A 26,089-nucleotide genomic window follows, 5' to 3' on the forward strand; every position below is an offset into this window, starting at 1 on the left:
AGCACTGACAAGCGGCTCGCTCGCTGGAGCGTTGCCGGTTTTGTCGGTATCATATCGTTGACTTTATCAATTAGTATTCTGCCTGCGAGTATTTATGCCCCAATCAACTGTCCCCTTTTCACTGGTGCTTGCCTTGGCCCTGACCATGATGCTGGGGCCTTTCTCCATGGATACCTATCTGCCGGCCTTTCCGGTCATCGGTGAGTCGCTGGGTGTGGGGCAGCAGGCGGTATCATTGAGCGTCTCGGTGTATATCTTCGGGCTGGCGTTCGGACAGCTGGTGGGGGGCGCGTTATCGGACCGGTTCGGCCGACAGCGTATCCTGATGGCGGGTCTGGTGGTCTTTGCGCTTTCAAGCCTGGTCATTGCCCAGGCCGAGACGCTGGGTACGCTGCTGGTCGGGAGAATCTTTCAGGCCTTTGGCGCCGGCTGGGTGCTGGTGTCAGTACCGGCGCTGGTGCGTGACCGGGTCGGGGGGCGTGATGCGGCCAAGCTGTTTTCAATGATGGGCTTTATCATGGTACTGGCCCCTGGTGTTGCGCCCAGTGTTGGCAGCCTGCTGTTGCAATTCGGGTCCTGGCACGTGATTTTCGTGGCGCTGGCGGTATATGCCCTGCTGCTGGTGCCGATGCTGTTACAGGTGGTGTTTCATAAAAACAGACGTGTATCGCGTCAGAAATCGAACCTGAGCATTCTTCAGCGCTACAGGGCTGTGCTGTCCACGCGTCAGGCCCTGCCGTTTATCGTCTGGCAGTCGGCCGCCTTCTCGACCATGATGCTGTTCGTTACCTACGCCTCCTTCATTTATCAGGGGCATTTCGAGCAGACGCCTTCGGCCTTCTCGTTTCTGTTTGCCGCCAATATCATCACCATGCTGTGCTTCAATATTGCCAATCGCATCCTGCTGTCTCGTTTGCCGTCACTGCGCATTCTTCAGCTGGCAACCTGTTGTCAGGCGCTGGGCATGGTGCTGTTGGTACTGGCGACCTTCAACGACTGGGGGCTCTACGGCTTTCTGGCTGCAATGATGCTGACCATTGGTTCGATGGGGGCCATCAGCCCTAACATTCAGGCCTGCTTTCTGGAGTTTTTCCCTCTCAGTGGCGGGACGGCCGCGGCGCTGTTGGGGGCGGCCCAGTTCGGTATTGCCGGCACCGTGTCGGCGCTGTCGGCGCTTTTACCGCATACCCTGGAAGCCCTGATCCTGGCCATGGCCGCCTGTGCGGCAGTTGGTGTGCTGATGTTGCTGCGCTCACTCATCAAGGGGCGGGCCAGCGTGGAAGCCGGGTGAGATCGGCGGCAGTTTCGTGGCGCTCTGACCGGCCACGAAGCGCGAGTCTGCACGAGAGAAGGAGCACATGGGATGAGTCAGTCATGGCGCGCGCGGCTGCGCGTGATCACCGGTGATATTACACACCTGAACGTTGATGCGATCGTCAACGCCGCCAATCATTCGCTGATGGGAGGTGGCGGCGTCGATGGGGCCATCCATCGTGCAGCGGGGCCTGAGTTGCTCGATGCCTGCAGAAACCTCCGCCGGCAGGACTGGCCTGACGGCCTGCCCGATGGTGACGTGGCGCTGACCGAGGGGTTCAAGCTGCCTGCGCGCTACGTGATTCATACCGTTGGGCCGGTATACGCCAGAACGAAAGACAAGTCCCATCTGCTGGCAAACTGCTACCGCAACAGCCTGGCGCTGGCCGCCGAACACGGCTGCACAAGCATTGCCTTTCCCGCCATTTCCACCGGGGTCTATGGCTACCCGTTCGACGATGCTGCCCGGGTGGTGTGTGGCCTGATGGCCGAGGTGCTGCCGAACTATCCCGAGCTTCACGTGACGCTGTGCTTTTTCAGTGACCAGGACGCCCGGGCGTTCCAGACGGTATACGAGCAGGTTCTCGCCGCAGACTGACGCACCGGCGTTGCCGGAAGCCGGCCATAGGGTTGAACAGTGTCCCGAACAACGGTGTTGGCTGTCAGTGCCTGGCCTGTGTCAGGCGCCGAACCGGCCAAAGGATGCAGCGAGCCAGGCGGGCGAGAATGCTCGATAGCCACAGGGCCGGCAGCAGCACGATGAACCACAGTACGCCCTGGCCCAGCCAGGCCGGCCAGCCCAGTAGCCTGGCCACGTTGACGCCGATGGCGTTGATGAGGGAGGGGTGCGTTACCACCAGCCAGACGGTACTGCCATAGACTGCCCAGCGCACCGTGCGCGAGCCGGCCACCGCTCGGGCGGCGCCGGAGAGCAGTGCACGGCGTTCGGTGGTGGTGCCGACCCGTGTGGCCTGTGCGGCGCGCTCGGTGCGAAGCGCTGCGCCCGCACGCAGTGCCTTGACGGTACTGGCGACCACCAGTACATCGAGCCCTGCCGAGGCGATATCCCAGCCGCCGATGGCCTGATCACCCTGGGCCTTGCGCTCCAGCCCACGCAACCCACCGGTGAAAAAATCAGACAGCGCGCTCAGGGTACGCTCGCCCTGCAGCCAGTGCGTCGTGCCGTTTTGGTCAATCACGAACTGGTCCAGAAACCGATAACCCTGGCGATTCAGCAGTGCGATCGCCAGAGCGGCGCGTGCCTCGGGTGAAACCGGCTCGGTCTGGTTCGCTGCGTGGTCTTGCTCGACAGGGCCCGGTTCGGCATCACCGGATTCATCCTTCCACCAGTTCGTGAAGGTCTTCGACCAGGCGCTGGCCTTATCGGCGGCCCAGAGCCGGGCGTTTACCAGCGGCAGCTCGCTGGTTTCGAAGTAATGCACCGGCACCACCGCATCGGCGCCGAATCGGTCGAGCGCGGTTTGAAATCCGGGGTCGAGGCCGTGCTCTATCAATACCCTGCGAGCGGCGTCAGGGTGCTTGAGCATGGCCCGCCGTGCGGCCAGCGTCAGTGCTTCATCGCTGCTGTAGGCCAGAAATATCCTGTTAAGGGCAATGCTTTCCGTGTGCAGTTCGGTGGCGATGGCCGGGGAGAGGGCGTTATCGACAGACACTCTGATGAGCTGGTCGGCGAATGGGGTCTTTGTGGCTGTCAGCGTCAGACCGGTGGCCAGCAGTGCGGCTAGCCCGAGAATCAGCCATGTTTTCCGCGTTATCCGCCTCATGTACGAAAGCCCCCTGAAAATGTCGCGGGTTGTATCGGCAGCAGTATATCGCTATCGCCAGTGCTTTATCTTGGGCTTCCGTGTCAGGCCAACTATCTTTATTCGCAGTCCTTGATCCCAGCAAGGAAGCCTCGAACGCGAAAGGAGTCGTACCATGAGCCGGAATGTGGCTGAAATCATCGTTGATACCCTGTTGGATGCCGGAGCACAGCGCTGTTATGGCGTTGTCGGCGATACCATCAACCATCTGACCGATGCGATGCGCCGGTCCGAGCTGGACTGGGTTCACGTGCGTCATGAAGAAGTGGGCGGGTTTGCAGCCGGTGGCGAGGCCATGATAACCGGTGAGCTGGCCCTGTGTGCCGGCACCTGCGGTCCGGGGAGCCTGCATTTTGTCAACGGCCTGTTTGATGCCCATCGCAGTAACGCCCCGGTCGTCTTTATTGCCTCCCAGGTGCCCACCAGTGAGTCCGGCGTTGGCTTCCCGCAGGATGTTGATCAAAAGCCGATCTACGAGCAGTACAGCGTGTTCTGTGAAACCCTGACCAATCCGAACCAGGCACGCCGAATGGCGGCGATTGCTGCCCAGTCGGCGATCAACAAGCGTGGTGTGGCCGTGCTTATCGTCCCCGGGGATCTGTTTACGCAAACGCCGGATAATGACCTGCCGTATCGCGCCCATCGGTTTGATCCCATCATCCGGCCCAGTGCCGAAGAGTTCGTGCCGGCGCTCGAAGCCATTCAGGCCGGCAAACGAATCTCGATCTATGCGGGGTTTGGCTGTGAAAATGCCCGCAGTGAAGTGCTGGCGCTGGCGGCGCGGCTCAATGCGCCGGTGGCGTGGACCTCGCGCGCCAAGGATTTCATCGAGTACGACAACCCCTTCGAGGTCGGCATGACCGGGGTATTCGGGCTGGAGGGCGGCTATCACGCGGTCGCCGATTGTGACGTGCTGCTGCTGCTGGGCTGCAACTTTGCCTGGACGCAGTTTTATCCCGAGAAGGCCACCATCATTCAGGTGGACATTCACGCCGAGCAGATCGGCAAGCGGCACCCTGTTCATGTCGGCCTGCTGGGCAGCGTGCGGGATACCTGCGCGGCACTGGCCACCATGGTCGAGCCGCGGACGGATACCAAATGGCTGGATGGATGCCGCAGGACCTATGAGAAATCCAGAGCCCATGCGACGCATACCTCACGCGATGATGAGCTGATCCACCCTCAGGAGCTGGCGCTGGCGATCAACCGTCATGCCAGCGATGATGCCGTATTCACTGCCGATGGTGGCAGTCCGATGGTGTGGCTGCTGCGTCATATCGACGTCAATGGCAGGCGCCGTACGCTATCGAGTCTGGTGCACGGCACCATGGCCAATGCCTACCCTCAGGCCCTTGGCGTTCAGGCGGCCTATCCGGGGAGGCAGGTCATTGCAATGTGCGGTGATGGCGGCATGAGCATGCTGATGGGGGATCTACTGACCCTCAAGCAGTTGAAGCTGCCGGTCAAGCTGGTGGTGTTCAACAACAGTGCGCTGGGCTTTGTCGAGATTGAACAGAAGGTTGAAGGTCTGCTGGACGCCTTTACGGATCTGGAAAACCCGGACTTCGGCGAAGTCGCCCGCGCGGTAGGGCTCTGGGGCAGGAAGGTCGAGCACAAGCATGATCTGGATGGCGCCATGCGCGAACTGCTGGACCATGATGGCCCGGGTATCCTGGATGTGAAGGTCAACCGGATGGAACTTGTGATGCCTCCGAAGGTGGAGCCGGGGCAGGTTGCTTCCACGGCCCTCTATTCCACCAAGGCCATCCTCAATGGACGAATGGACGATGTGCTGGATCTGGTCAATTCGAATTTCCTGAAGCGGTGAATCGGCATGGCTCATCAAAAGCCGCATTTGCCGACCAAAACCTGTCCGGTCTGTGGCCGGCCGTTCAGCTGGCGGAAGAAATGGGCCAGAGACTGGCCACAGGTGCGGTACTGCTCGGAGCGGTGTCGGCGGAATACTGTGGTATAAAAGCTATGTCGAATAACTAATCAGGATGGCTAATAGGCGTCATGGGGTATCAGGCATACCATGATGTCTGTACCTCGAATGCCCAGGAGTGCTTCATGAGTGATGTGACCTTTCTATGCGTGCAGGAGCCGGCGCAGTTCATCGCCGGCCAATGGCAGACCGGTGAGGGCGGTGATCCGCTGGTTGATGTCAATCCGTTCGACCAGAGTGAGGTGGCGCGCCTGGCGCCGCTGTCACGAGAGCAGCTGGATCATGCGATCGAAAGTACTGCTCGGGGTCGTGATGTGATGCGCAGCATGCCCCCGAGCGAGCGGTCCCGCCTGCTGCGGGACGCCGCTGACTGGCTGGAAGCACGTCAGGAAGCCTTTCTGACGCTATCGGCCATGGAAGCAGGCAGTTCGCGGCTGAAGGCTACGTTCGAGCTGGGGGCTGCCATTTCCGAGCTGCGTGAAGCGGCCAGCTTCCCGGGCCGGATGCACGGTACACTGGTGCCGTCCAGCGTTCCCGGCAAGCAGAGCCGAGTGGTGCGTGAACCGATGGGCGCGCTGGCGGTAATCAGCCCCTTCAACTTCCCGCTGAACCTTTCCATGCGCTCCGTGGCGGCGATGCTCGCCACCGGCAACAGTGTGCTGCTCAAGCCCGATCAGCGCACCTATCTGACCGGTGGGTTGCTGCTGGCGGAAATGTTCCAGGCGGTGGGCCTGCCGGCAGATGCCCTGAACGTGGTGGTCGGTGATGCGAAGATGATCGGGGCGGCCATGACATCTCATCCGGTGTTTGCCGGCGTCTCCTTTACCGGTTCCACCGGGGTGGGGCAGTACATCGGAATCGAGTGTGCTCGCCATTTCAAGAAGTCGTCGCTGGAGCTTGCCGGCAATAATCCAATGCTGGTGTTGAGTGATGCCGATGTCGAGGCGGCTGCGGATGCGGCGGTCTTTGGCTCGCTGCTGCACCAGGGACAGATCTGCATGTCGACCAACCGGGTGCTGGTCAGCAGGTCCCTGTATGAGGATGTTGTCACGGCACTGGAGCAGCGTGTTCGCAGCATCAAGGCCGGCAATCCGCTGGAAGATGGCGTTATCCTGGGCCCGTTGATTGATCGGCGTCAGGCTGACGCCGCGAAGCAGCGCATTGACAGCAGTGTCTCGCAGGGAGCCCGGCTGATTTGTGGCGGTGAGCAGGACGGCAACCTCATCACGCCAGCCTTGCTGGTCGATGTGAAGCCCGAGATGCCGGCCGCGAAGGAGGAGATGTTCGGCCCCTGTGTCACGGTGCTGCCGTTCGAGGATGATGACGCGGTACTGGCCGCGGCCAATGTGGAAGGCGGTGCGCTGTCGGCCAGCGTGTTCACGCGGCGTGAGCGCGGGCCCATTGAGCAGATGCTGCAGGCCGGGATGATCCATTTCAACGATCAGGGCGTCAATGATGAACCTCAGACCCTGTTTACCGGGCTTGGGGCCTCGGGCATGGGGCAGCACAATGGCCACTGGGGACTGAATGCCTGGACGCGGGAGCGCTGGATCAGTGACCAGGGTGATGCCTATCGTCAGTTTCCGTTTCCGACACAGGGCTGACGGAGCCTGATATCGTGCTGCCGGACAGGGATGTCATGTCAGCCCTTGGCATAGTGGCATTATTGCACACGCCTTCTACACTCTAATGACTGCGAACGAATCGCAGTTGGTGCTCCGAGGGGCATGCCCTTCACGGCATGGTCGGGGTGCTGACAGGTGCTACACAATGGAGGTGGATAATGAAGGATTCCAAGACCGACAAGGCTGAAGGCATGGTCGACAAGGCAGCCGGCAAGGTGAAGGAAGCCGTTGGCAAGGTAACCGACGACAAGGACACCGAAGCCGAAGGCAAGGCGCAGAACACCAAGGGCCACGCCAAGGAAACCAAGGGTGACGTAAAAGACACCATCGACAGCGCGCTCAAGTCCGACTCCGAGCAAAACAAGCGATAAGCTTGAGCGCAGCAGCATCCTGCAGGGGCTCTTTTTGAGCCCCTGTTTACGTTTGGGCCCCGTGATATTGTCCGGTGCGGTATTTGCTTGACGTGCGATATACCCCCTTTGACAATTCAGAACCGTTCCCTTGTGCAGGCGACTCCATGACCATCGAACAGCTGGATATCCGTGACCACATGGCGCAGTTTGCGCCCTTCGATAACCTTCCCGATGAGTGGCTGGACCGGCTTGCCGCGGAAGTGGAGATTCAGTATTTTCCGGCGGGCGCTCAATTGCTGACGCTGGGAAATGATATTACCGAGCTGTTCTATGTTCGCAGCGGCGCGGTCGAAATCAAGCGTCGCAGTGGGCAGCTGTTTGACCGGTTGAGCGAAGGGGCCATCTTCGGATACAGCGACCTGCTGCGCCACCGGCCTTCCCGTTACCAGGCGGATGCCCTGGAAGATACCCTGATCTACTTCCTGCCGGCGGCCATCATCGAAGCGCTCAACGATGATGACGAGGGCTTTGCGGAATTTCTCGTATCCGGCGGCCAGCGACTGAAGGCCAGTGCCGAACACCACTCCCACGAAAGCAACATGCTGACGACGCGGGTTCGCCGGTTGATCGTGCGCCGGCCATTGATGGTGGCACAGAACACTCCCCTGCAACGCGCTGCACAGCTGATGCGTGAGCAAAGCACTTCCTCGCTGCTGGTAATTGAAAGTACCGAGGAAGTGGATGCCACGACCTTTGTCGGCGACGATCAGCACCAGTGGCATCTGGTGGGCATGCTGACCGACCGTGACTGCTGTACCCGCGTGGTGGCCGACGGGATTGACCCGCAAACGCCGGTCAGCGAGGTCATGTCAAAAAACCTGGTACGCATTCAGGCCGACGAGTCGGTGTACGAGGCCATGCTGACGATGCTGCGCAACAATATTCAGCACCTGCCGGTGCTGTATCGTCGCCGCCCGATGGGGGTGTTGCAGCTTTCGGATATCGTACGTCACGAAACCCACAGCAGCCTTTATCTGGTCAGTAATATCTTCCACCAGACCAGTGTGGAAGGGCTGGGGCGGTTGAGCGCCGAGGTCCGCAAGGCCTTTGTTCGTCTGGTGGATGATGGTGCCAACTCGGGCATGATCGGCCGAGCACTGGCGACCATCGGACGCAGTGTGATTCGTCGTCTGCTGGAGCTGGCCGAGGAATCCTATGGCCCGCCACCGGTGCCCTATGCCTTCATGGTACTGGGGTCGATGGCTCGGGATGAGCCGACCATTACGGCGGATCAGGACCATGCTCTGGTCATTGATGATGCCTTTGTTCCCGAGGAACATGATGTCTACTTCGAGAAGCTGGCTGTCTTTGTTCGAGAGGGCATGGCGGCCTGCGGCTACGCCCGGTGCAAGGGCGATATCATGGCCAGCAATTCGCGCTGGCGTCAGCCGTTTTCGGTCTGGCGCGAGTACTTCACGTCATGGATCGATGAACCCAGCCCGGAACGCCTGCTGCACAGCTCGATTTTCTTTGACCTGACCTGCGTCTTTGGTGAGGACCGGCTGGTAGAGCCGCTGCAGGAATTGATTGCCGATCTGGCGCCGAAGCGTCCCCTGTTTCTGGCTGCCATGGCGCGCAATGCCCTGGGGCGAACGCCGCCACTGGGCTTCTTCCGCACCTTCGTGGTCGAAAAGGACGGCGAGCATCGCAATTCGATCAATATCAAGCGGCGGGGCACTGCGCCGCTGGCGGACCTGATTCGTGTTCATGCGCTGGCCTGTGGTTCCAAGGCGCAAAACAGCTTTCTGCGGCTTGATGACATTGCCAATACCACATTGCTGGCAGAGGGGGTCAATGATCGGCTGCGCTACAGTTTCGAGCTGCTGTCGATGGTTCGTATTCGCCACCAGGCGCTGGATCTGCAGCAGGAGCGTGAACCTGATAACAACGTCGAGCCGGACAGTATTCCGAGCCGTGATCGTCACCACCTGAAGGATGCCTTCGAAATCATCAGTCACGCCCAGAAGTTCATGGCTTTCCGCTATCCGATGCCTTCCCGCAGTGGCAAGGACAATGGTTCACGGAGGCGCTCGTGAGGTGGAGTACCTGGAAGTCTCGCAAGCGACCGGACTGGCCGGAATACATGTCCGAGCGGGCGCGCCGGGTCAAGCACCCGCTGTTGCGCGATTTCTTCTCGGCTGCCCCGCTGGACCCGGAAACCCCGGTGGGTGAGGTGCCCATGGTGGCACTGGACCTTGAAACCACAGGGCTGGATGCCACACGCCACGATATTGTCAGCATCGGGCTGGTGCCGTTTCGGCTGGAGCGTATCCCCATGCGGGAAAGCCGTTACTGGGTCGTGTCTCCACGTCGCAAACTCAGCAACAAGTCCGTCACCTTCCACCACATTACCCACAGTGAAGTGGCACAGGCCCCGGATTTAAGCGACGTGCTTGACGACGTGATGGGGATGCTCAAGGGGCGTCTGGTGGTGGTTCACTACCGTCATATCGAGCGCCCCTTTCTTGATCTTGCCCTGCGTGAGCGTCTGGGCGAGGGCGCCGTGTTTCCGGTGATCGATACCATGGGGCTCGAGGCGCGTCTGCATCGGCGTCGTCGCTGGGTGTGGCTGCGCCGGATGGCAGGGCGTCCACCGGCGTCCATCCGATTGTTTGAAAGCCGGCAACGCTACAATCTGCCGATTTACCAGGGCCACCATGCACTGGGGGATGCGCTGGCAACAGCGGAGCTGTTACAGGCTCAGGTCGCCTTTCATCACAGCCCGGATACGCCCATTCGACGGCTCTGGAGCTGATGATCGTCAGCAGTCCATGAAAAAAGGCGACCCGAGGGTCGCCTTTTTTATATCGCGCTTCGCAGTCAGCCCGGCTTTGGTTCGCTCCGCAGCCCCTGGATGATGGCCACACAGGCCAGCAGCAGGATGATGGTAAACGGTAGCCCGGTAGAGACCACCGCGGCTTGCATCGCGCCAAGTCCACCCCCAAGCAGCAGGGTAATGGCCACGGCCCCTTCGATCAGGGCCCAGAAAACACGCTGGGATGTCGGCGCATCCAGCTTGCCGCCGGCAGTGATCGAGTCGATGACCAGTGAGCCGGAATCCGACGAGGTCACGAAGAATACGATGACCAGCACGATACCGATAAAGGACGTAATACTGGTCAGCGGCAGGTGCTCCAGCATGACAAACAGCTTGAGTTCGAGCGTCGCGTCGGCCACGGCCTTCATGCCGCCGGCGACCTGATCGATGGCGGTGCCACCGAAGACCGTCATCCACAAAACGGTGATCAGCGTAGGCACGATCAGAACCGCCATCAAAAACTCACGCACGGTACGGCCGCGGCTGACGCGGGCGATAAACGTACCCACGAACGGGGACCAGCTGATCCACCAGGCCCAGTAGAAGGCCGTCCAGTCCTGTACGAAGGCCGTATCATCACGCCCGAACGGATTGGCCAGTCCGGGAAGTTCCTTGCCATACGCCACCAGGTTGCTGAAAAAGCCACCAAGCAGTGACATGGTCGGGCCGGTAAACAGTACAAACAGCAGCAGCAATACCGCCAGCACCATGTTGAGTTCGGACAGTCGCTTGACGCCCTTGTCGACTCCGGCGGCAACAGATACCAGCGCCACGCCTGTGATGGCGCAGATCAGCAGCACCTTGGACACTTCGGTATTCGGCATGCCGAACAGGAAGTTGAGTCCTGCAGCGGCCTGTTCTGCCCCCAGACCCAGGGAGGTCGCCAGCCCGAACAGTGTCGAGAACACGGCCAGAATATCTACCAGGTGGCCCGGCCAGCCCCATACGCGCTCACCCAGTACAGGGTAGAGAATGGAGCGCATGGTCAGTGGCAGACCCTTGTTGAAGGAAAACAGCGCCAGCGCCAGCGCGACCACGGCATAGATGGCCCACGGGTGAAGGCCCCAGTGGAAAATGGTGGCCGCCATGCCGAGGTCGGTGGCCTGGCCGGGGTCGGCCGCCTGGATGGCAAGCGGCGCCGAGGCGCCTCCAGCCATCGAGTCCGAGTAGTGCGTCATCGGCTCCGAGACGCCATAGAACATCAAGCCGATGCCCATGCCGGCAGCAAACAGCATGGCAAACCAGCCCAGGTAGCTGTGATCCGGCTTGGCATCCGAGCCGCCCAGACGCACCTTGCCCAGGGGGGTAAAAATGATTCCCACGCACAAAAGCACGAAAATATTGCTGGCGATCATGAAAAGCCAGGAAAGGTGGGCGGTGAGCCAGTTGCGCACCGTATTGAAGATCGGGCCCGCCTGGTCCTGAAGGGCCAGGGTCAGAATAACGAAGACGGTGACCAGCAGGGCAGAGATACCGAAGACCTTGCCGTGCATATCCACATCAAACAGGAATTTGGTCTGGATGTTGTCCTGACCGATCTTGTAGTCGGTGTCGATGAGGTTTACGTCACCGCTGGGCGCTGGCACACCTTCTGCCGGCGCTTCAGGCTCTTCCTGCCGGGCGTCGTCGTTGTCGGAGTGTTTATCAGCCAAGAATTTTCTCCATTATTATCTGGTCGCGTCGTGGATTCCCGTGTCAGACCGATACAAATCGCAGTCGGCAGAAAGCCAGCCACGCTGGTCAGGCTGGCCATGGCAGGTAAACAAGCATGGAGCGTTGAGAGCCTTTCTGCCGCCGGGTATCGGCTGATTCAGGTTAAAATCAGTGACATGATAGCAGTCAGGGGGCATTGCTTCATTACGGCGGGCGATTTTTTAAAATCTGAGGTGATGCCGTGGAGATGGTTCAATAATAAAAAATAATGTATGGGCGGGAAGGAACGCACGATGGCGGAGAGAAGGAACGGCCCGCTTGCCGGGCCGTCTGCCTGCGATTATGCCATGGTATCGACGATGCCACCTTCTACCCGGAGGGCTGCGCCAGTCGTGGCACTTGCCTGGGGGGACGCGGCATAAACCGCCATGTTGGCGACCTCTTCCGGTGTGGCCAGCCGCCCGATGATGGACGAGGGACGATTGTCAGCCACAAAGTCGGCTTCCACCTCTTCCAGGGACTTACCCTGCTCTTTTGCCATGGCCTCGAGCATGGCAACGACGCCTTCCGATCTGGTGGGGCCGGGCAGGATGGCATTGACCGTCACACCGGTACCCGCCAGAACCTTGGCAAGCCCCCGTGAGATGGACTGTACCGCTGACTTGGTCATGCCGTAATGCACCATTTCCGCCGGAATGTTGAGGGCAGATTCGCTGGACAGAAACTGGATACGGCCCTGGTTGCGGGATTTCATGCCCTGTGCGTAGTGGCGCGAGAGCCGCACGGCGCTCATGACATTGACGTCAAAGAATTGCTGCCAGGTTTCGTCATCGGTCTCGAAGAAGTCCTGGGGCCCGAAAATACCCACATTATTGATCAGAATATCGGCATCCGGACGTGCCGTGATCAAGGCGTCACAGCCTGCCCGAGTACCCAGATCGGCCGCGATGCCCGAGACGGTGCCACCCGCGTCCCGCTGCAGGGCTTCCACGGCACTATCGACCCGGTCCTGCGTACGGCCGGTGATCGTCACCTCGGCGCCGGCCGTCAACAGCCCCTTCGCAATGGCGTAGCCTATGCCGGCGGTGGAGCCTGTAATGATGGCGCGCTGGCCGGTTAAATCAATCTTCATGCCATGTCCTCCTTGCGGTCGGTGACCTGATATCTGGCCTTTTCAGCTATGGATCTTTGGTCAGTGGGGGCCCGTATCAAGGGGGGCCTGGTCCGATCGCGTACGTTGCTGCCACGCTGTCCGTGCCACAACCAGTATCAATATGACGCATACCGGTAGCACACCCATGTTCAGCCACTGCCAGCCGAGTTCGGCACTCAGTGGCCCGGCCAGCAGGGACGCCAGCGTACTGCCCCCGAAGACCAGGCAGTCATTGAGTGCCTGAACGCGCGGGGCTTCCTCGGGCCGGTAAGTGGTGGTCAACCAGGCACTGGCCGTCACGAAGGTAAAGTTCCAGCCCAGCCCCAGCAGGATAAGGCCGGTATAAAACGCCCAGCTCGCCGGTGCCCACCATGCGCACAGCAGCGCCAGTGCCAGCAGCAGGCTGCCGAGCAGAATCATGGTGGTATGGCCGCACTGCTGAATCAGGCGCCCGGTGATGAAGGACGGCGCAAACATGGCCAGAACGTGCCAGCGAATGACATTCGCCACGTGCTCGATGTTCATGCTGGCATGTGTCATCGCCAGCGGTGTGGCGGTCATGATCAGTGTCATCAGTGAATACCCCAGAAGCCCTGCCACAATGGCCGAGGCAAGCACCGGCTGGCCCAGCAGCACTCGCCAGCTACGGCCCTGACGCAGACTCCCGGGCTTGACCGGGTTGATGAGTGGCACTCGGGCTATGATCAGCAGGGCCACCAGATACAGGCCGGCCAGCCCGGCCAGACTGCCCAGAAAGGGTGTCTCCGACACGCCCTGGGTATGCACTGCAAGCCAGGGACCGAAAAAGGCGGCAAGCACACCACCGGCCATGACCATCGAGAGCGCCCGATCACGCTGGGGCAGCGGTGCTGCGTCAACGGCGGCAAACCGGTAGAGCATGCCTGTTCCTATACTGGTACCGATCAGAAAGGTACCGGCGTTAAAGCCAACGAAGTGATGTGCGGTTACAGACAGCGCACACAGCCCGATGCCCGCCATGCCTGTAAGGTTGCCAATCACAAAGGTTCGTCGCCGTCCGAACCGCGCTGTCAGCCAGCCGGCCGGCAGAGCCGCTGCCGTCAGCCCCAGCATCTGGATCGCCACCGGCAGGGTGGCCAAGCCGTCACTGGGAGCAATCTGCTGGCCGATCAGGGGGGTAATGGTGATCAATACTATATTGCCGCTGACCAGCAGTGCCTGACACAGCGTCAGCCACCAGACGGTATACGGAAGCGCCCTGGGTGAGGGGGTGTGGGTCATGAGGCCTCCAATGAGCCTGAACGCGCGTGATAAAGCGAGGGTGAGAGGCCCGGGTGGCATTGAAACGGGCGGCGAAGCTGCTCGGCACTGCTTGGCCGGCAGTATGCGGTCACCTGTGCCATCGAGTGATAATCGCTCAGTATCTGCTGGCGCGCGCGCTCCAGTCTCGATAGCGTCACGAGATGCCCCTGTGACGTCCCCATGCCCTCCTTGAACAGCCTGCTGGCGTAGTGCCAGCGTGTGGCGCCGGGCTGCTGGCTACAATGACCTGTTTCCCACCGATTCGGCCCTTTTCATGCTGACCCGCATGAAAAAGGCCCGCCGTTGACGGCGGGCCTTTCAAGACATCCAGCCGGTTGATCAGATCATGTCGGCTTCGGAATAGAGCACGCGGGTACGCAGGGTACCATTGACTTCGCGCAGCGCTTCCAGAGCCTGCTGGCTGTAGGCCTTGTCGACATCAATGACGACATAGCCCACATCGGCGTTGGTCTGCAGGTACTGACCGGAGATGTTGATGTCGTTTTCCGACAGTACCCGGTTGATGCAGGTCAGCACGCCAGGGATATTCTGGTGAATGTGCAGCAGGCGATGCTTGTGCGGGTGAGACGGCAGGGCCACTTCCGGGAAATTGACGGAGGTGATGGTGGTACCGTTATCGGAGTAGGTGATCAGTTTTTCGGCCACTTCGATACCGATGTTTTCCTGCGCTTCCATGGTGGAGCCGCCGATGTGTGGCGTCAGGATAACGTTATCGAACTCGCGCAGTGGCGAGACAAATTCCTCGGTATTGCTTTTCGGCTCGACCGGGAATACATCGATGGCTGCGCCAATCAGCCGTCCGGAGCGGAGGGCATCGGCCAGATCCTCGATCACGACGACCGTGCCGCGGGAGGCATTGATAAGCACGCTGTTGGGCTTCATCTTCGCCAGCTGCTGCTTGCCGATCATCCACTTGGTGGACTGGATTTCCGGTACGTGAAGCGACACGATGTCGGCAGTTTCAAGCAGCTCGTCAAGGCTGGCTACCTGCGTGGCGTTGCCCATGCCCAGCTTGGTTACGGCGTCATAGTAGATCACCCTCAGGCCCAGGGATTCGGCAATGACGGACAACTGGGCGCCAATGCTGCCATAGCCGACGATACCCAGTGTCTTGCCGCGCACTTCGTGCGAGTGATTGGCTGACTTGTCCCAGCCGCCGCGATGGGCCTTGGCATTCTTTTCCGGAATGCGGCGCATCAGCATGATGGACTGGGCGATGACCAGTTCGGCCACGGAGCGGGTATTGGAGTAGGGTGCGTTAAAGACCGGGATACCGCGCTTCAGGGCTGCCGGCAGATCCACCTGATTGGTTCCGATGCAGAAGCAGCCAATGGCCGTCAGTTTTTCCGCTGCGTTGATCACCCGCTCGTTGAGCTGAGTACGAGAGCGAAGACCGATAAAATGCACATCGCGGATTTTCTCGATCAGCTCCTCTTCGGACAGGGACGTCGCCAGATGCTCGATGTTGGTGTAACCGGCATTGAGGAAGTTGTCCACAGCGGACTGGTGGATGCCCTCAAGCAGCAGGATTTTGATCTTGCTCTTGTCCAGGGACGTTTTAGCCATTATCGCTTCTACCTTTGATATCGGTGGGCCCGACGATTGTCTGACAGGGAAATGGAGAAACGCTGCCGCTCGGAAACGCGAAGGCGTGCAATGCAGTAACAGACACGCTTCATACGCTGGCGAGGCCGCAGCGGAGAGGTATTCTACCATAGCCTCGAGATGCTGCTATGAACATGGCTCACGCGCCACATGAGGCGCTATCATTCGGGAGCCGGCGGCATGTCGCCGGGTATCGGGATAACCGACGTCGCTGTTCAGTCAGGCTGATGGCATGACATGGGGGCGGGCAGCGCCGACACCGGCGATGTGGTGTGTATAATGGCTGCATCATAAACGCATCCATCCGCGATGGATCACTTTCCGTGATGCAGTGAGAGATGACATGGCTGAACAGGATGTGACGCCGCCCGAGGCGCCCGATTTTGCCGCCACTCTGGCGGAGCTTGAAACCGTGGTTACCCGGCTTGAGTCCGGGGAGTTATCGCTCGAGGATTCACTGACCGCCTTTGAGCAGGGTGTTCGCCTGACGCGGACGGCCCGTGAACGTCTGACCACCGCCGAGCTGCGGGTACAGGCGCTGATGGAACAGGGCGATGGCCGGGTTCAGGAGACGCCTCTGTCCCGGGATGCCTCGGCCACGACGGATGACGACCGGCAAGGAGGCCGTTAATGCGGGTAGAAGCGTTGATCAATGACGGGCGCGTGCGTGTCGAGCGTGTGCTGCTCGACACCCTGCGTGCTTCCCCCTGCCCCGAGGGGCGGCTTGAAGAGGCCATGCGCTACAGCGTACTGGGGGGCGGCAAGCGACTGCGTCCGGTACTGGTGTACGCCGCCGGCCAGGCCGTTGGCGGCGACATGTCGGATATGGATGCGCCGGCTGCCGCGGTAGAGCTGATTCATGCCTACTCACTGGTACACGATGACTTGCCGGCGATGGATGATGATGACCTTCGTCGCGGCCAGCCTACCTGTCACAGGGCATTTGACGAGGCGACGGCTATACTGGCCGGTGACGCCCTTCAGACTCTGGCCTTCGAGACCCTTGCCGAATCGGGTCACCCGCGGGCCATGGCAATGTTTCGGACGCTGGCCCGGGCCTCGGGTCGACGCGGCATGGCCGGTGGTCAGGCGCTGGACCTTGGCGCCGTCGGCCGTGAAATCACGCTGGATGCGCTGACCGATATACACCGTCACAAGACCGGTGCCCTGATTGAGGCGGCGCTGGTCATGGGCGGACTGACGGCACTTGAGGAAGACGATGAGCGTCTGGAAGCCTTGCGCCGTTACGGGCGTGCCATTGGTCTGGCATTCCAGGTGCAGGACGATATTCTGGATGTGACCGGCGATACCGCCATTATCGGCAAGATTCAGGGCGCCGATGCCCTGCGCGACAAGCCGACCTATCCCGCGCTGCTTGGCCTTGATGAGGCACGACACAAGGCGCAGGCCCTGCTCGATGAAGCCCTTGACGCTCTCGCTGTGCTGGGTGACGCCGCGCACCCGCTGGCAGCACTTGCACGCTACATGATTGAACGCGATCACTGATACCCATGCCCATGAAGCAGTTTGACACCATACCCACAGAGCGTCCGACGACGCCCTTGCTCGATCGCATCGACACCCCCGAGGCGTTGCGTCAGTTTTCCGAGTCACAGCTTCGACAGCTGGCGGACGAACTGCGTCTGTTCCTGCTCTATACCGTCGGACTGACCGGCGGACACTTCGGCGCCGGGCTCGGCGTGGTCGAGCTGACGACGGCCCTGCATTACGTGTTCAATACACCGCATGACCGGCTGGTCTGGGATGTGGGCCATCAGGCCTACCCGCACAAGATCCTGACCGGTCGCCGTGATGCCATGGCGACCATACGTCAGCTGGGCGGGCTGGCTGCGTTTCCCAAACGTGATGAGTCGGAATTCGACACCTTTGGGGTGGGACATTCCAGTACGTCGATTTCTGCCGCGCTGGGCATGGCCCTGGCGGCCCGCGGCCAGACGCCGCCACGTCGTGTGTGTGCGGTGATCGGTGACGGCGCGCTGACTGCGGGGATGGCATTTGAAGCGCTGGCTCACGCAGGTCACGTCAATGCCGACATGCTGGTGGTGCTGAATGACAATGAAATGTCGATTTCCGAGAACGTCGGCGGCATTGCGACCTATTTGTCGAGCATCCTTTCCAGTGCGCCGTACCTGTCGGTGCGCGAAGGAGGCAAGCGCGTGCTGTCACATCTACCGGGAGCGCTCGATATTGCCCGGCGTACCGAAGAGCACGTCAAGGGCATGGTCAGCCCGGCCACGCTGTTCGAGGAAATGGGCTTCAACTACACCGGGCCGATCGACGGGCATGACCTCCCACGGCTGGTCAAGACACTGGCCATGCTCAAGGACCGGAAAGGGCCCCAGTTTCTGCATATCGTGACCCGCAAGGGGCGCGGGTTTCTGCCAGGTGAAGAGGATCCGATCGGTTATCACGCCATTACCAAGCTGGAGAAGGAGCCGGTATCTCCGGCAGCGACTCAGGCGGCTGCACCTGCCGCTGCGCGGCCCAGAAAATACTGCAATGTCTTTGGCGAATGGCTGTGCGACATGGCCGCGGCTGATAAGCGGTTGATGGGCATTACGCCGGCCATGCGTGAGGGATCTGATCTGGTGCAGTTCTCGAAGGACTACCCGAAACGCTATTTCGATGTGGCCATTGCCGAGCAGCATGCGGTAACGCTGGCAGCAGGCATGGCCTGTGAAGGTGCCAAGCCGGTCGTCGCCATATATTCCACCTTCCTGCAGCGTGGCTACGATCAGCTGATTCATGATGTGGTGGTTCAGGGCCTCGACGTGACCTTTGCCATCGACCGGGCGGGCCTGGTTGGTGAGGATGGTGCGACCCACCACGGTACGCTGGATCTGTCGTTTCTACGCTGTATCCCGGACCTGGTCATTCTGGTTCCCTCGGACGAGGCCCAGTGCCGGCAGATGCTGACAACTGCCTATGAATACAATGGGCCGGCTGCCGTGCGCTATCCGCGTGGCACCGGGCCGGGTACGCCGTTGAGCGAAGCACTCGATACCATTGAAATCGGCCGAGCCCTGACGGTGCGTGAAGGCAGTGAGATCGCCCTGCTGGCCTTCGGCAGTCTCACCGTGCCTGCTGCCATTGTGGCCGAGCGGCTGAACGCCACTCTGATTGATATGCGATTCGTCAAACCGCTGGATCGTGAGGCCATTCTGGCAGCGGCAGCGTCTCACTCGTTGCTGGTGACGCTTGAAGAGAATGTGGTGGCCGGTGGTGCCGGGGCAGGTGTGGGCGAATTGCTGGCCGAGGAAAACGTACAGGTACCGCTGCTTCATCTGGGTATTCCGGATCGCTTCATCGATCATGGCAAGCCGGCGGAGTTGCTGAAGGAGTGCGGGCTGGATGTGGACGGCATCGAAGCGGCCATTCGCCACCGTCAGTCCCTGATGTCCTGATGACATCGTTCAATGGCATCAAAAAAGGCCCGTATCTGCGGGCCTTTTTCTATTGGAGTGCGGTGGCTTTAACTGCCATCACGCAGTGCCTGTAGCCGCTCGTCCATTTCCTTGCGCAGTTCGCGCCGTTTTATTGCAGAGTCATAACGCTGGCGGGCTACATCATCCTCAGGCTCGATCGCCGGTACCTGCAGCGAGCGGCCATTGTCGTCGACGGCGACCATGGTGAAGTAGCAGCTGTTGGTGTGGCGTACCACCCCCTGGTGTATATCTTCGGCAATTACCTTGATACCCACTTCCATGGAAGACCGGCCGGTGTAATTGATGGCGCCCAGAAAGGTCACCAGCTCGCCGACATGTACGGGCTGGCGAAACATGACCTGGTCAACGGACAGGGTAACCACATAGGTGCCGGCCCAGCGACTGGCACAGGCATAAGCGACCTGGTCCAGCAGTTTGAGCAGGGCGCCGCCGTGAACCTTGCCCGAGAAATTGGCCATGTCAGGTGTCATCAGCACCGTCATGGTCGTTTGGTGACGAGGGGTATCCATAGTGAGTACAGGGCTCATGTTGTTATAGAGAGTAGCGAGCGCAGCGGGGAGCTGCAGGGCAAGTGTCGCATGTCCTGTCAGCAAATGTGAGGCTGTCTGTCAGCTGGAAGGATAGGGGTAGCTTAAGACGCCATGGTATATCGCAAGAAAATGACACACGCTGCCGCCCAGCACGAACAGGTGCCAGATGGCGTGCCCATAGGGGATGGCGCTGATGGCGTAAAACACGACGCCCACGGTATAGATGATGCCACCGGCAATCAGCAGGCGAACGCCTTCGGGAGACAGCGAGGCAACCATCTGGTCTGTAAAGAACACCATCAGCCAGCCCATGACCAGATAAATGGTGACGCGAAGGGCTTCAAGGCGATAGGGCCAGCAGGCCTTGACCACGATGCCGAAAATGGCCAGCCCCCAGACAGCGGCAAAGAGTCCCCAGCCTGTGGGGCCGCGCATGTTGACCAGCACGAACGGTGTATAAGTGCCGGCAATCAGCAGATAGATCGCACAATGGTCCAGGTGCTGAAACAGCCGTTTCAGGCGAGGGCGGCGCGTAAAGTGATATACCGTCGAGACAACATACAGGGCAATGAGGCTGGCGCCATACAGGGAAATACTGACAATCTTCCATGGATCAACCCGAGCCGCCACGCTGGCCATGACAATCAGTACCGTGAGTCCGGCAATACTGAGAAGCGCCCCGACAGCGTGCGAGGAGGAGCTGAGCCACTCCTCCAGCCGGGTGTATTCTTCCTCGAAGCGCTCTATCGGATGAGTTCCCTGCTTGTCCATGGTGCTGCTCCCCCTTGCCAGTCCCCGGGGGCAGAATCAGGGGTTACTGGCGTCGATCCGTATCGACCGATGCTGCCAGTGTAAACTCCTCCAGCCCCATCATATGACCCATTTTACCGGCCTTGGTGGTCAGGTAATGCTCGTTGTGAGGATTCCGCCCGGCCGTGATGGATACCCGTTCGACCACATTGACACCCTGTTGTTTCAATCCGTCGACCTTGCGGGGGTTGTTGGTCATCAGACGCAGCCCCTTTATGCCCAGATGATCGAGCATGGGTGTACAGATATCGTAGCGGCGAAGGTCGGCAGCAAAGCCCAGGGCCTCATTGGCTTCTACGGTATCAGCGCCTTCATCCTGAAGGTGATAGGCCCTGATCTTGTTCAGCAGCCCGATCCCCCGGCCTTCCTGGCGCAGATAGAGCAGGGCGCCACGCCCCTCTTCGGCGATCCGCTTGAGCGCTGCCTGCAGTTGGTATCCGCAGTCACAGCGCATTGAAAACAGCGCATCACCGGTGAGGCATTCGGAGTGCACCCGTGCAAGCACCGGGTGGCCGTCATCCACATCACCCAGCGTCAAGACAACGTGGTCCTTGCCGGTTTCGGTATCCTCGAACCCGTGCATGGTAAAGGTGGCCCAGGGGGTAGGCAGGCGCGAGGCCGCTATATAGTGAATGGTCACGTTCACCTCAGTGGTATTGAGCATGTCATCCCGGAGGCGGGGACAAAGCAATAGTGTAACAAGAACAGACGGCCCCCTCATCGGCTTAAGAGGGCAAACCATTCTGCAGGTCCCCCGGAAATTAATATAGATACTGTATAAATGCGCTATTTAGTTGAAATAGATCGTGAGGATGGCATCGATAGGGCAATTGTTGGGCCTGATTCAGGCCAAACGCGGGCGTCTCCGTTACACTGGGACGACATTTATGCCTGAGAGCTTATTGCATGACGCTTAAGAATGATCGTTTTCTTCGCGCCCTGGCTCGCCAGCCAGTGGATCGCACCCCTGTGTGGATGATGCGTCAGGCCGGACGCTACCTGCCGGAATACCGCGAAGTGCGTGGCCAGGCGGGCAGTTTCATGGACCTGTGCCGCGACCGCGACAGGGCCTGTGAAGTAACCCTGCAGCCGCTGGAGCGGTATGACCTCGACGCTGCCATTCTGTTTTCGGACATCCTGACCATCCCTGATGCGATGGGGCTGGGACTTTATTTCGAGACCGGTGAGGGCCCCAAGTTCTCCCATCCGGTGCGCACGCGCGAGGCGGTCGAGAAACTGACGGCCCCGGACGCCGAGCGTGATCTTGATTACGTCATGAATGCCGTGCGCACCATTCGACATGAACTGAATGGTCGTGTGCCACTGATCGGCTTTTCCGGCAGTCCCTGGACGCTGGCGACCTACATGGTGGAAGGCGGTTCCAGCAAGGATTTTCGTCATATCAAGTCAATGCTTTATGGCGAACCCGAAACGCTGCACCTGTTGCTGAGCACCCTGGCGGATGCGGTAACCGATTACCTCAATGCCCAGATCCGTGCCGGCGCGCAGGTCGTGCAGATCTTTGATACCTGGGGCGGCGCGCTGTCCACGCCGGCCTATCAGGCCTTCTCGCTGGATTACATGACACGGATCGTCAATGGCTTGATTCGCGAGCATGACGGGCGCCGTGTACCGGTAATCCTGTTCACCAAAAACGGTGGCCAGTGGCTGGAGCAGATTGCAGACAGTGGCGCTGACGCGCTCGGCCTTGACTGGAGCACCGAGCTTTCCGGTGCTCGGGCACGGGTCGGGGATCGTGTTGCCCTGCAGGGCAACCTTGATCCGAACGTCCTGTTTGCCAAACCGGCGGCCATCCGGGCCGAGGTCAAGCGCATCCTGGACAGCTTCGGGCCGGGAGAAGGGCATATCTTCAATCTGGGGCATGGCATTTCCCAGTTTACGCCACCTGAGCACGTCACCGCCTTCATTGACGGTCTGCACGAAATGAGCCCGGCGTATCATGGCTAGCCATACGCTCTGGAAGATGGCTGCCGGGGGCTGGGCGATGGCCATTGCCATCGGCAGTCTGATGCCTGGCGATGACCTGCCGTCGCATCTGCCATGGGACAAGCTTCAGCATGGGTTGGGCTACGGCGTGCTGGCCGCGCTGTTATATGCGGCCGGGCTGACCCGGCTGCAGGCATTGATGAGCGCCTTTGTGTTCGGCGTCGCCATCGAGTATGGCCAGTGCCTGGTGCCCGGCCGCATGGGGGGAGACTGGGAGGATATTCTGGCCAATACCCTGGGCGCACTGGCCGGCCTGGTGCTGGCCACGATTATCCGGCTGTACCGGCAGCGCCGATAAACACGCTTTTCTTTTCCTGTACCGGCGGCTAAGGTGCGCCGGGACACAAGGCGTCACCTCCCGGGGTGACCGGAACGAACGAGCCGCCAGGGGCGGTATGCAGGAGTCAGGGTAGATGAGTGAGCAGCCGATGGATGGGTGGTTTACCGAGGTATTCGATCAGCAGGGCAGCGCCATTGCGCTCCGAGTGACTGAAAAACTGCTGGATGTGACCTCGCCCTATCAGCATCTGGAAGTCTTCGAGACCGAGACGCACGGCCGGCTGATGGTGCTGGATGGCTGCGTCATGCTGACGGATCGTGACAACTTCCTGTACCACGAAATGATGTCGCATCCGGTGCTGTTTACTCACGCCGCGCCAAAGCGGGTCGTGATTATCGGCGGCGGGGACTGCGGTACGCTTCGTGAGGTGCTCAAGCACCCCGGTGTCGAGAAGGTGACGCAGATCGATATTGATGAGGAAGTGACCCGGGCTGCCGAACGCTTTTTTCCGACGCTGGTCGAGCGCAATGACGATCCACGGGCAGAGCTTCTTTTCGAGGATGGCGTCAAATGGGTCGACAACTGCCCTGATGAAAGCATCGATGTCATGATCATCGACTCGACAGACCCGGTCGGCCCTGCCGAAGGCCTGTTCAAGACCGATTTTCTGGCGCGGTGCCATCGCATCCTGGCTCCGGGTGGCGTGATGGTGCAGCAGAGTGAATCACCGCTCTACCACACCGGCACCATTATCCGGGAGCTGCGTCGTGACATGCGCGCTGCCGGTTTCGACAGTGTGGCCACTCTGCCTTTCCCGCAGCCGACTTATCCGTCCGGCTGGTGGAGCTGCACGCTGGCCGGCAAGGGCTGCGATACGGCAACGTTTCGCAGTAACGATGCCGACAGCGCGGATCTGGCACTTGAGTATTACAGTAGCGCTCTTCATCAGGGGGCTCTGGTATTGCCGCCGTTCATGCGGCGCCAGCTGGTAGAGTGAATGTGGCAAAATAAATAGGTAGCAAGGGGCGGCTCAATGAGCCGCCCTTTTTTATCCGGCCTCTTTGCTGTCAGGTCGGATCCTCCCCGTGTGAGGGGCCTCGCACCGGGCCGTCGCCGGGGAACGGGCCGTTCGAGGTGGCCCCGGAGTGATGCAGTGGGGCGGCGCCCTGCACGGGATCGCCACTTTCCATCTGAATGCTCATGCGCGACATGGCCATGTTGATGCCGTCATTTTCCATACGGCGCTTGAGGCGCAGATTGAATTCGCGAGCGACTTCCCATTGTTTTACCGGTGATGTTCTGAACTGTGCCCTGAGAATGGCGGCGCCGTTATCAAAGCTGTCGATGCCCTGAAACTCCAGGGGCGACCAGATATAAAAGCGACCAAAGGTTGCCTGCCGAAGCTCATCGGCCACTTCCTGCACCATCTTCATGGCGTCATCGATCTTCAGCTCATGGGGGATGCGAATGCGGAACAGGGCAATGCCGAATTCGCGGGAGTAGTTCTGAATCGACTTGATCTGACTGAACGGAATCGAATGCACGATACCGTCCAGGTCACGCAGCCTGACGGTTCGAATACTGAGCTTTTCGACCGTCCCCATATGACCGCCGACATCAACGAAATCATCGATGGCCAGCGTATCCTCGATCAGAATGAACACACCGGTAATCAGGTCCTGTACCAGGGTCTGTGCCCCGAAACCTACGGCCAGACCGATGACACCGGCACCGGCCAGCAGCGGCGTAACGTTGACGCCCAGATTGGCCAGCACCACGATCAGGGTGATGACCGAAATGGTGACAAACACCACATTGCGAATGAGAGGGGCAATGGTCTGGGCCCGGGTACTTTGATGGCGTCCCCGGTGGGTCTTCATGGTGGACTTCAGCGCCTGCTGGATGGCGGTATCCAGCACGATCCATACCAGCCATGCCAGCAATAGCGTGGTGCCAAGACTTAAAAGGCTATGCGCGACGTACTGCCAGAGGGTCTGGGGGTCACGGGCCTGGGTCAGGCTGTACCCCCATAGCTGCAGTGCAATCTCGAGAAAGATCACCCAGCTGATCAGCTGCAGAACGGTATAGCCGAAGCGGCTCAACCGCCGCCAGTAAAGTGAATAGCGGCGGCGCTTGCCTCGCGGACGCTCCTGCTCACGATGACGACGGATAACCCCGTTGATGATCAGCACCACCACCAGCAGCCCGGCGGTAAAGACGGCCTTGGCAAAGGCCGAACGGGCATCGCCGCTGAGCGTGATCACTGACAGGAACAGCGCTGCCACGAACAGAGTGGCCGGAATATGCCAGATGCGCCCCAGGGCATACATCAGCACCATGGCATTGCTTCGCTGCTTTCGCTGCGGATACGGACTGTTTTGAATCAGGTGGCGAATGGGGCGCTTGAAGCGAATGATGAAGATGCCGGTAATGACCACGGCAGCCAGATTGGCCATTTCCGATAAAAAGGATCCCAGATTGTTACCGACCAGCTGCCGTACTTCGTCGGCATTGGCCGCATCACCCAGCGCGGCCAGCGCTCCGATGACAAACAGCCGCCCCAGAGCGCGCTGGCGCAGCAGGCGCTGTGCAATTCGACGGTGACCATAGCCGAACAGCGAAAAGATGATCTCGCATATCAGCCGGAACAGCAGCCCGGCCAGGGAGACGTAGGCCATGACCATGCCCAGCGTAATGCCGGCCGAGGCAGGAAGCAGCGAGGCAATGCCCAGGGTGGCGCCGAAGGCAATGCTCCAGGGCAGTGCACGGCGCAGGAAATAGCGCAGTACGGCAATGAAGGCCGGCTCTTCCGGCAGGGAAATATCCCATGAGTAGTAGCGCGCCAGTACCCGAACCAGCCATTTGAGCCCCCAGCCGATGCCGAACCAGATACTAATGGTCATCAGGAAATGGCTGAGCAGGCGTCCGGCTCCCACGCTCAGTGTCATCCGCGAGGTCAGATCCTGGCCGGCCTTGATGGCCTTGAGCTTCCAGCGCGCGAGAAAGCCGGTGCGGTCCTGACCGTCGAAGGTGCTGATTGAACTGGCCAGCGCACCCAGCAGACCCGAGGAACCGGTGTCGGCGTCCTTTCTTTGCTCGTTGGCCTGCTGTAGTTGCTTGAGGCTTTCCAGCAGGGCCTGGCGCTGCTGATCGTTTTCAAGCGTCGAGATCACCTGACTCAGCGAGTCGTTCAGTGCGCCGGCGGACGGCGCATCCGTCGAGGCCGTCTGGCCGGGCAGTGTGCCTGCACCGGGGATCGCCGCCTTGGCGGGCAGCATGACCACAAGGCACAGCAGGAATATCAACAGGATAGAAAGGCGCTGCAGACCGGGAAGGACGTGCAT

At 60.3% G+C, this 26,089-nt stretch carries 25 protein-coding genes; 15 read left to right on the forward strand and 10 right to left on the reverse strand.

Annotated features, from left to right (window positions below; translation table 11 throughout):
* Positions 1-94: 94 nt before the first annotated feature.
* The gene (locus OQ287_RS07735; RefSeq protein WP_250935029.1) at positions 95-1,291 is read left to right on the forward strand and encodes a multidrug effflux MFS transporter; all 1,197 of its coding nucleotides are present in this window, start codon (positions 95-97) and stop codon (positions 1,289-1,291) included.
* 72 nt (positions 1,292-1,363) lie between these two features.
* Positions 1,364-1,912, forward strand: coding sequence for an O-acetyl-ADP-ribose deacetylase (locus OQ287_RS07740; RefSeq protein ID WP_265896083.1), 549 nt, complete (start codon positions 1,364-1,366; stop codon positions 1,910-1,912).
* Between the two features lie 64 nt (positions 1,913-1,976).
* Here OQ287_RS07740 and OQ287_RS07745 read toward each other — a convergent pair whose 3' ends face one another.
* Entirely contained in the window at positions 1,977-3,098 is a 1,122-nt protein-coding gene (locus OQ287_RS07745; RefSeq protein ID WP_265896084.1) for a hypothetical protein, read from the reverse strand.
* A 154-nt stretch (positions 3,099-3,252) separates the two neighbouring features.
* On the opposite strand from OQ287_RS07745, the gene OQ287_RS07750 reads away from it, so the two are divergent.
* From OQ287_RS07750 to OQ287_RS07775, 6 genes are all read left to right on the forward strand, one after another.
* Positions 3,253-4,965, forward strand: coding sequence for a thiamine pyrophosphate-dependent enzyme (locus OQ287_RS07750; protein WP_265896085.1), 1,713 nt, complete (start codon positions 3,253-3,255; stop codon positions 4,963-4,965).
* A 6-nt stretch (positions 4,966-4,971) separates the two neighbouring features.
* On the forward strand, positions 4,972-5,112 hold the full coding sequence (locus tag OQ287_RS07755) for a DUF2256 domain-containing protein (protein WP_250935037.1): 141 nt from the start codon (positions 4,972-4,974) through the stop codon (positions 5,110-5,112).
* Between the two features lie 95 nt (positions 5,113-5,207).
* Positions 5,208-6,686: an aldehyde dehydrogenase family protein gene (locus tag OQ287_RS07760; RefSeq protein ID WP_265896086.1), complete on the forward strand. Its 1,479-nt coding sequence runs from the start codon at positions 5,208-5,210 to the stop codon at positions 6,684-6,686.
* 179 nt (positions 6,687-6,865) lie between these two features.
* A complete protein-coding gene (locus tag OQ287_RS07765; RefSeq protein WP_250935040.1) occupies positions 6,866-7,078 on the forward strand; it encodes a CsbD family protein in 213 nt (70 codons plus the stop codon).
* 146 nt (positions 7,079-7,224) lie between these two features.
* Positions 7,225-9,156 (forward strand): DUF294 nucleotidyltransferase-like domain-containing protein, encoded by a 1,932-nt coding sequence (locus OQ287_RS07770; protein ID WP_250935041.1) that lies wholly within the window; start codon positions 7,225-7,227, stop codon positions 9,154-9,156.
* Positions 9,153-9,875 (forward strand): 3'-5' exonuclease, encoded by a 723-nt coding sequence (locus OQ287_RS07775; RefSeq protein WP_265896087.1) that lies wholly within the window; start codon positions 9,153-9,155, stop codon positions 9,873-9,875. Before OQ287_RS07770 ends, OQ287_RS07775 begins: the two co-directional genes overlap by 4 nt.
* A gap of 65 nt (positions 9,876-9,940) precedes the next feature.
* On the opposite strand, the gene OQ287_RS07780 is transcribed toward OQ287_RS07775, so the two are convergent.
* A complete protein-coding gene (locus OQ287_RS07780) occupies positions 9,941-11,590 on the reverse strand; it encodes a BCCT family transporter (protein WP_250935042.1) in 1,650 nt (549 codons plus the stop codon).
* Positions 11,591-11,620: 30 nt separating this feature from the next.
* Between OQ287_RS07780 and OQ287_RS07785 the strand changes: the two genes are divergently transcribed.
* The gene (locus OQ287_RS07785) at positions 11,621-11,860 is read left to right on the forward strand and encodes a hypothetical protein (protein ID WP_250935043.1); all 240 of its coding nucleotides are present in this window, start codon (positions 11,621-11,623) and stop codon (positions 11,858-11,860) included.
* A 71-nt stretch (positions 11,861-11,931) separates the two neighbouring features.
* On the opposite strand, the gene OQ287_RS07790 is transcribed toward OQ287_RS07785, so the two are convergent.
* From OQ287_RS07790 to serA, 4 genes are all read right to left on the reverse strand, one after another.
* On the reverse strand, positions 11,932-12,723 hold the full coding sequence (locus OQ287_RS07790) for an SDR family NAD(P)-dependent oxidoreductase (protein WP_265896088.1): 792 nt from the start codon (positions 12,721-12,723) through the stop codon (positions 11,932-11,934).
* Between the two features lie 60 nt (positions 12,724-12,783).
* Positions 12,784-14,004, reverse strand: coding sequence for an MFS transporter (locus tag OQ287_RS07795; protein WP_265896089.1), 1,221 nt, complete (start codon positions 14,002-14,004; stop codon positions 12,784-12,786).
* Positions 14,001-14,207 (reverse strand): hypothetical protein, encoded by a 207-nt coding sequence (locus tag OQ287_RS07800; RefSeq protein ID WP_265896090.1) that lies wholly within the window; start codon positions 14,205-14,207, stop codon positions 14,001-14,003. The genes OQ287_RS07795 and OQ287_RS07800 overlap by 4 nt, the downstream gene beginning before the upstream one ends.
* 157 nt (positions 14,208-14,364) lie before the next feature.
* A complete protein-coding gene (gene serA, locus OQ287_RS07805) occupies positions 14,365-15,612 on the reverse strand; it encodes a phosphoglycerate dehydrogenase (RefSeq protein WP_250935046.1) in 1,248 nt (415 codons plus the stop codon).
* 382 nt (positions 15,613-15,994) lie between these two features.
* Between serA and xseB the strand changes: the two genes are divergently transcribed.
* The 3 genes from xseB to dxs are packed head-to-tail and all read left to right on the forward strand — an operon-like array spanning position 15,995 to position 19,076.
* Positions 15,995-16,282: an exodeoxyribonuclease VII small subunit gene (xseB, locus tag OQ287_RS07810; RefSeq protein WP_250935047.1), complete on the forward strand. Its 288-nt coding sequence runs from the start codon at positions 15,995-15,997 to the stop codon at positions 16,280-16,282.
* Positions 16,282-17,157: a (2E,6E)-farnesyl diphosphate synthase gene (gene ispA / locus OQ287_RS07815; RefSeq protein ID WP_250935048.1), complete on the forward strand. Its 876-nt coding sequence runs from the start codon at positions 16,282-16,284 to the stop codon at positions 17,155-17,157. The genes xseB and ispA overlap by 1 nt, the downstream gene beginning before the upstream one ends.
* Positions 17,158-17,168: 11 nt before the next feature.
* Positions 17,169-19,076, forward strand: a complete 1,908-nt coding sequence (gene dxs / locus OQ287_RS07820; protein ID WP_265896091.1) for a 1-deoxy-D-xylulose-5-phosphate synthase — start codon at positions 17,169-17,171, stop codon at positions 19,074-19,076.
* Positions 19,077-19,144: 68 nt separating this feature from the next.
* Here the strand turns inward: dxs and OQ287_RS07825 are convergent, their stop codons facing one another.
* From OQ287_RS07825 to ribA, 3 genes are all read right to left on the reverse strand, one after another.
* On the reverse strand, positions 19,145-19,627 hold the full coding sequence (locus tag OQ287_RS07825; protein ID WP_250935050.1) for an acyl-CoA thioesterase: 483 nt from the start codon (positions 19,625-19,627) through the stop codon (positions 19,145-19,147).
* 99 nt (positions 19,628-19,726) lie between these two features.
* Complete coding sequence (gene trhA / locus OQ287_RS07830) at positions 19,727-20,419, reverse strand: PAQR family membrane homeostasis protein TrhA (RefSeq protein WP_250935051.1); 693 nt, start codon at positions 20,417-20,419, stop codon at positions 19,727-19,729.
* Positions 20,420-20,462: 43 nt separating this feature from the next.
* Positions 20,463-21,098 (reverse strand): GTP cyclohydrolase II, encoded by a 636-nt coding sequence (ribA, locus tag OQ287_RS07835; RefSeq protein ID WP_250937942.1) that lies wholly within the window; start codon positions 21,096-21,098, stop codon positions 20,463-20,465.
* Between the two features lie 266 nt (positions 21,099-21,364).
* Here ribA and hemE point away from each other — a divergent pair, with 266 nt between their 5' ends.
* From hemE to speE, 3 genes are all read left to right on the forward strand, one after another.
* Complete coding sequence (gene hemE, locus OQ287_RS07840) at positions 21,365-22,426, forward strand: uroporphyrinogen decarboxylase (RefSeq protein WP_265896092.1); 1,062 nt, start codon at positions 21,365-21,367, stop codon at positions 22,424-22,426.
* Positions 22,419-22,763 carry a VanZ family protein gene (locus tag OQ287_RS07845; protein WP_265896093.1) on the forward strand — a complete coding sequence of 115 codons (345 nt, stop codon included), beginning with the start codon at positions 22,419-22,421 and terminating at the stop codon, positions 22,761-22,763. The genes hemE and OQ287_RS07845 overlap by 8 nt, the downstream gene beginning before the upstream one ends.
* A 115-nt stretch (positions 22,764-22,878) precedes the next feature.
* Positions 22,879-23,742 (forward strand): polyamine aminopropyltransferase, encoded by an 864-nt coding sequence (gene speE, locus OQ287_RS07850; RefSeq protein ID WP_265896094.1) that lies wholly within the window; start codon positions 22,879-22,881, stop codon positions 23,740-23,742.
* A 70-nt stretch (positions 23,743-23,812) separates the two neighbouring features.
* Here speE and OQ287_RS07855 read toward each other — a convergent pair whose 3' ends face one another.
* On the reverse strand, positions 23,813-26,089 hold the full coding sequence (locus OQ287_RS07855; RefSeq protein ID WP_265896095.1) for a mechanosensitive ion channel domain-containing protein: 2,277 nt from the start codon (positions 26,087-26,089) through the stop codon (positions 23,813-23,815).

This window comes from Larsenimonas rhizosphaerae (genome assembly GCF_026240105.1).
In the GTDB taxonomy this organism is placed as follows: Bacteria; Pseudomonadota; Gammaproteobacteria; order Pseudomonadales; family Halomonadaceae; genus Larsenimonas; species Larsenimonas rhizosphaerae.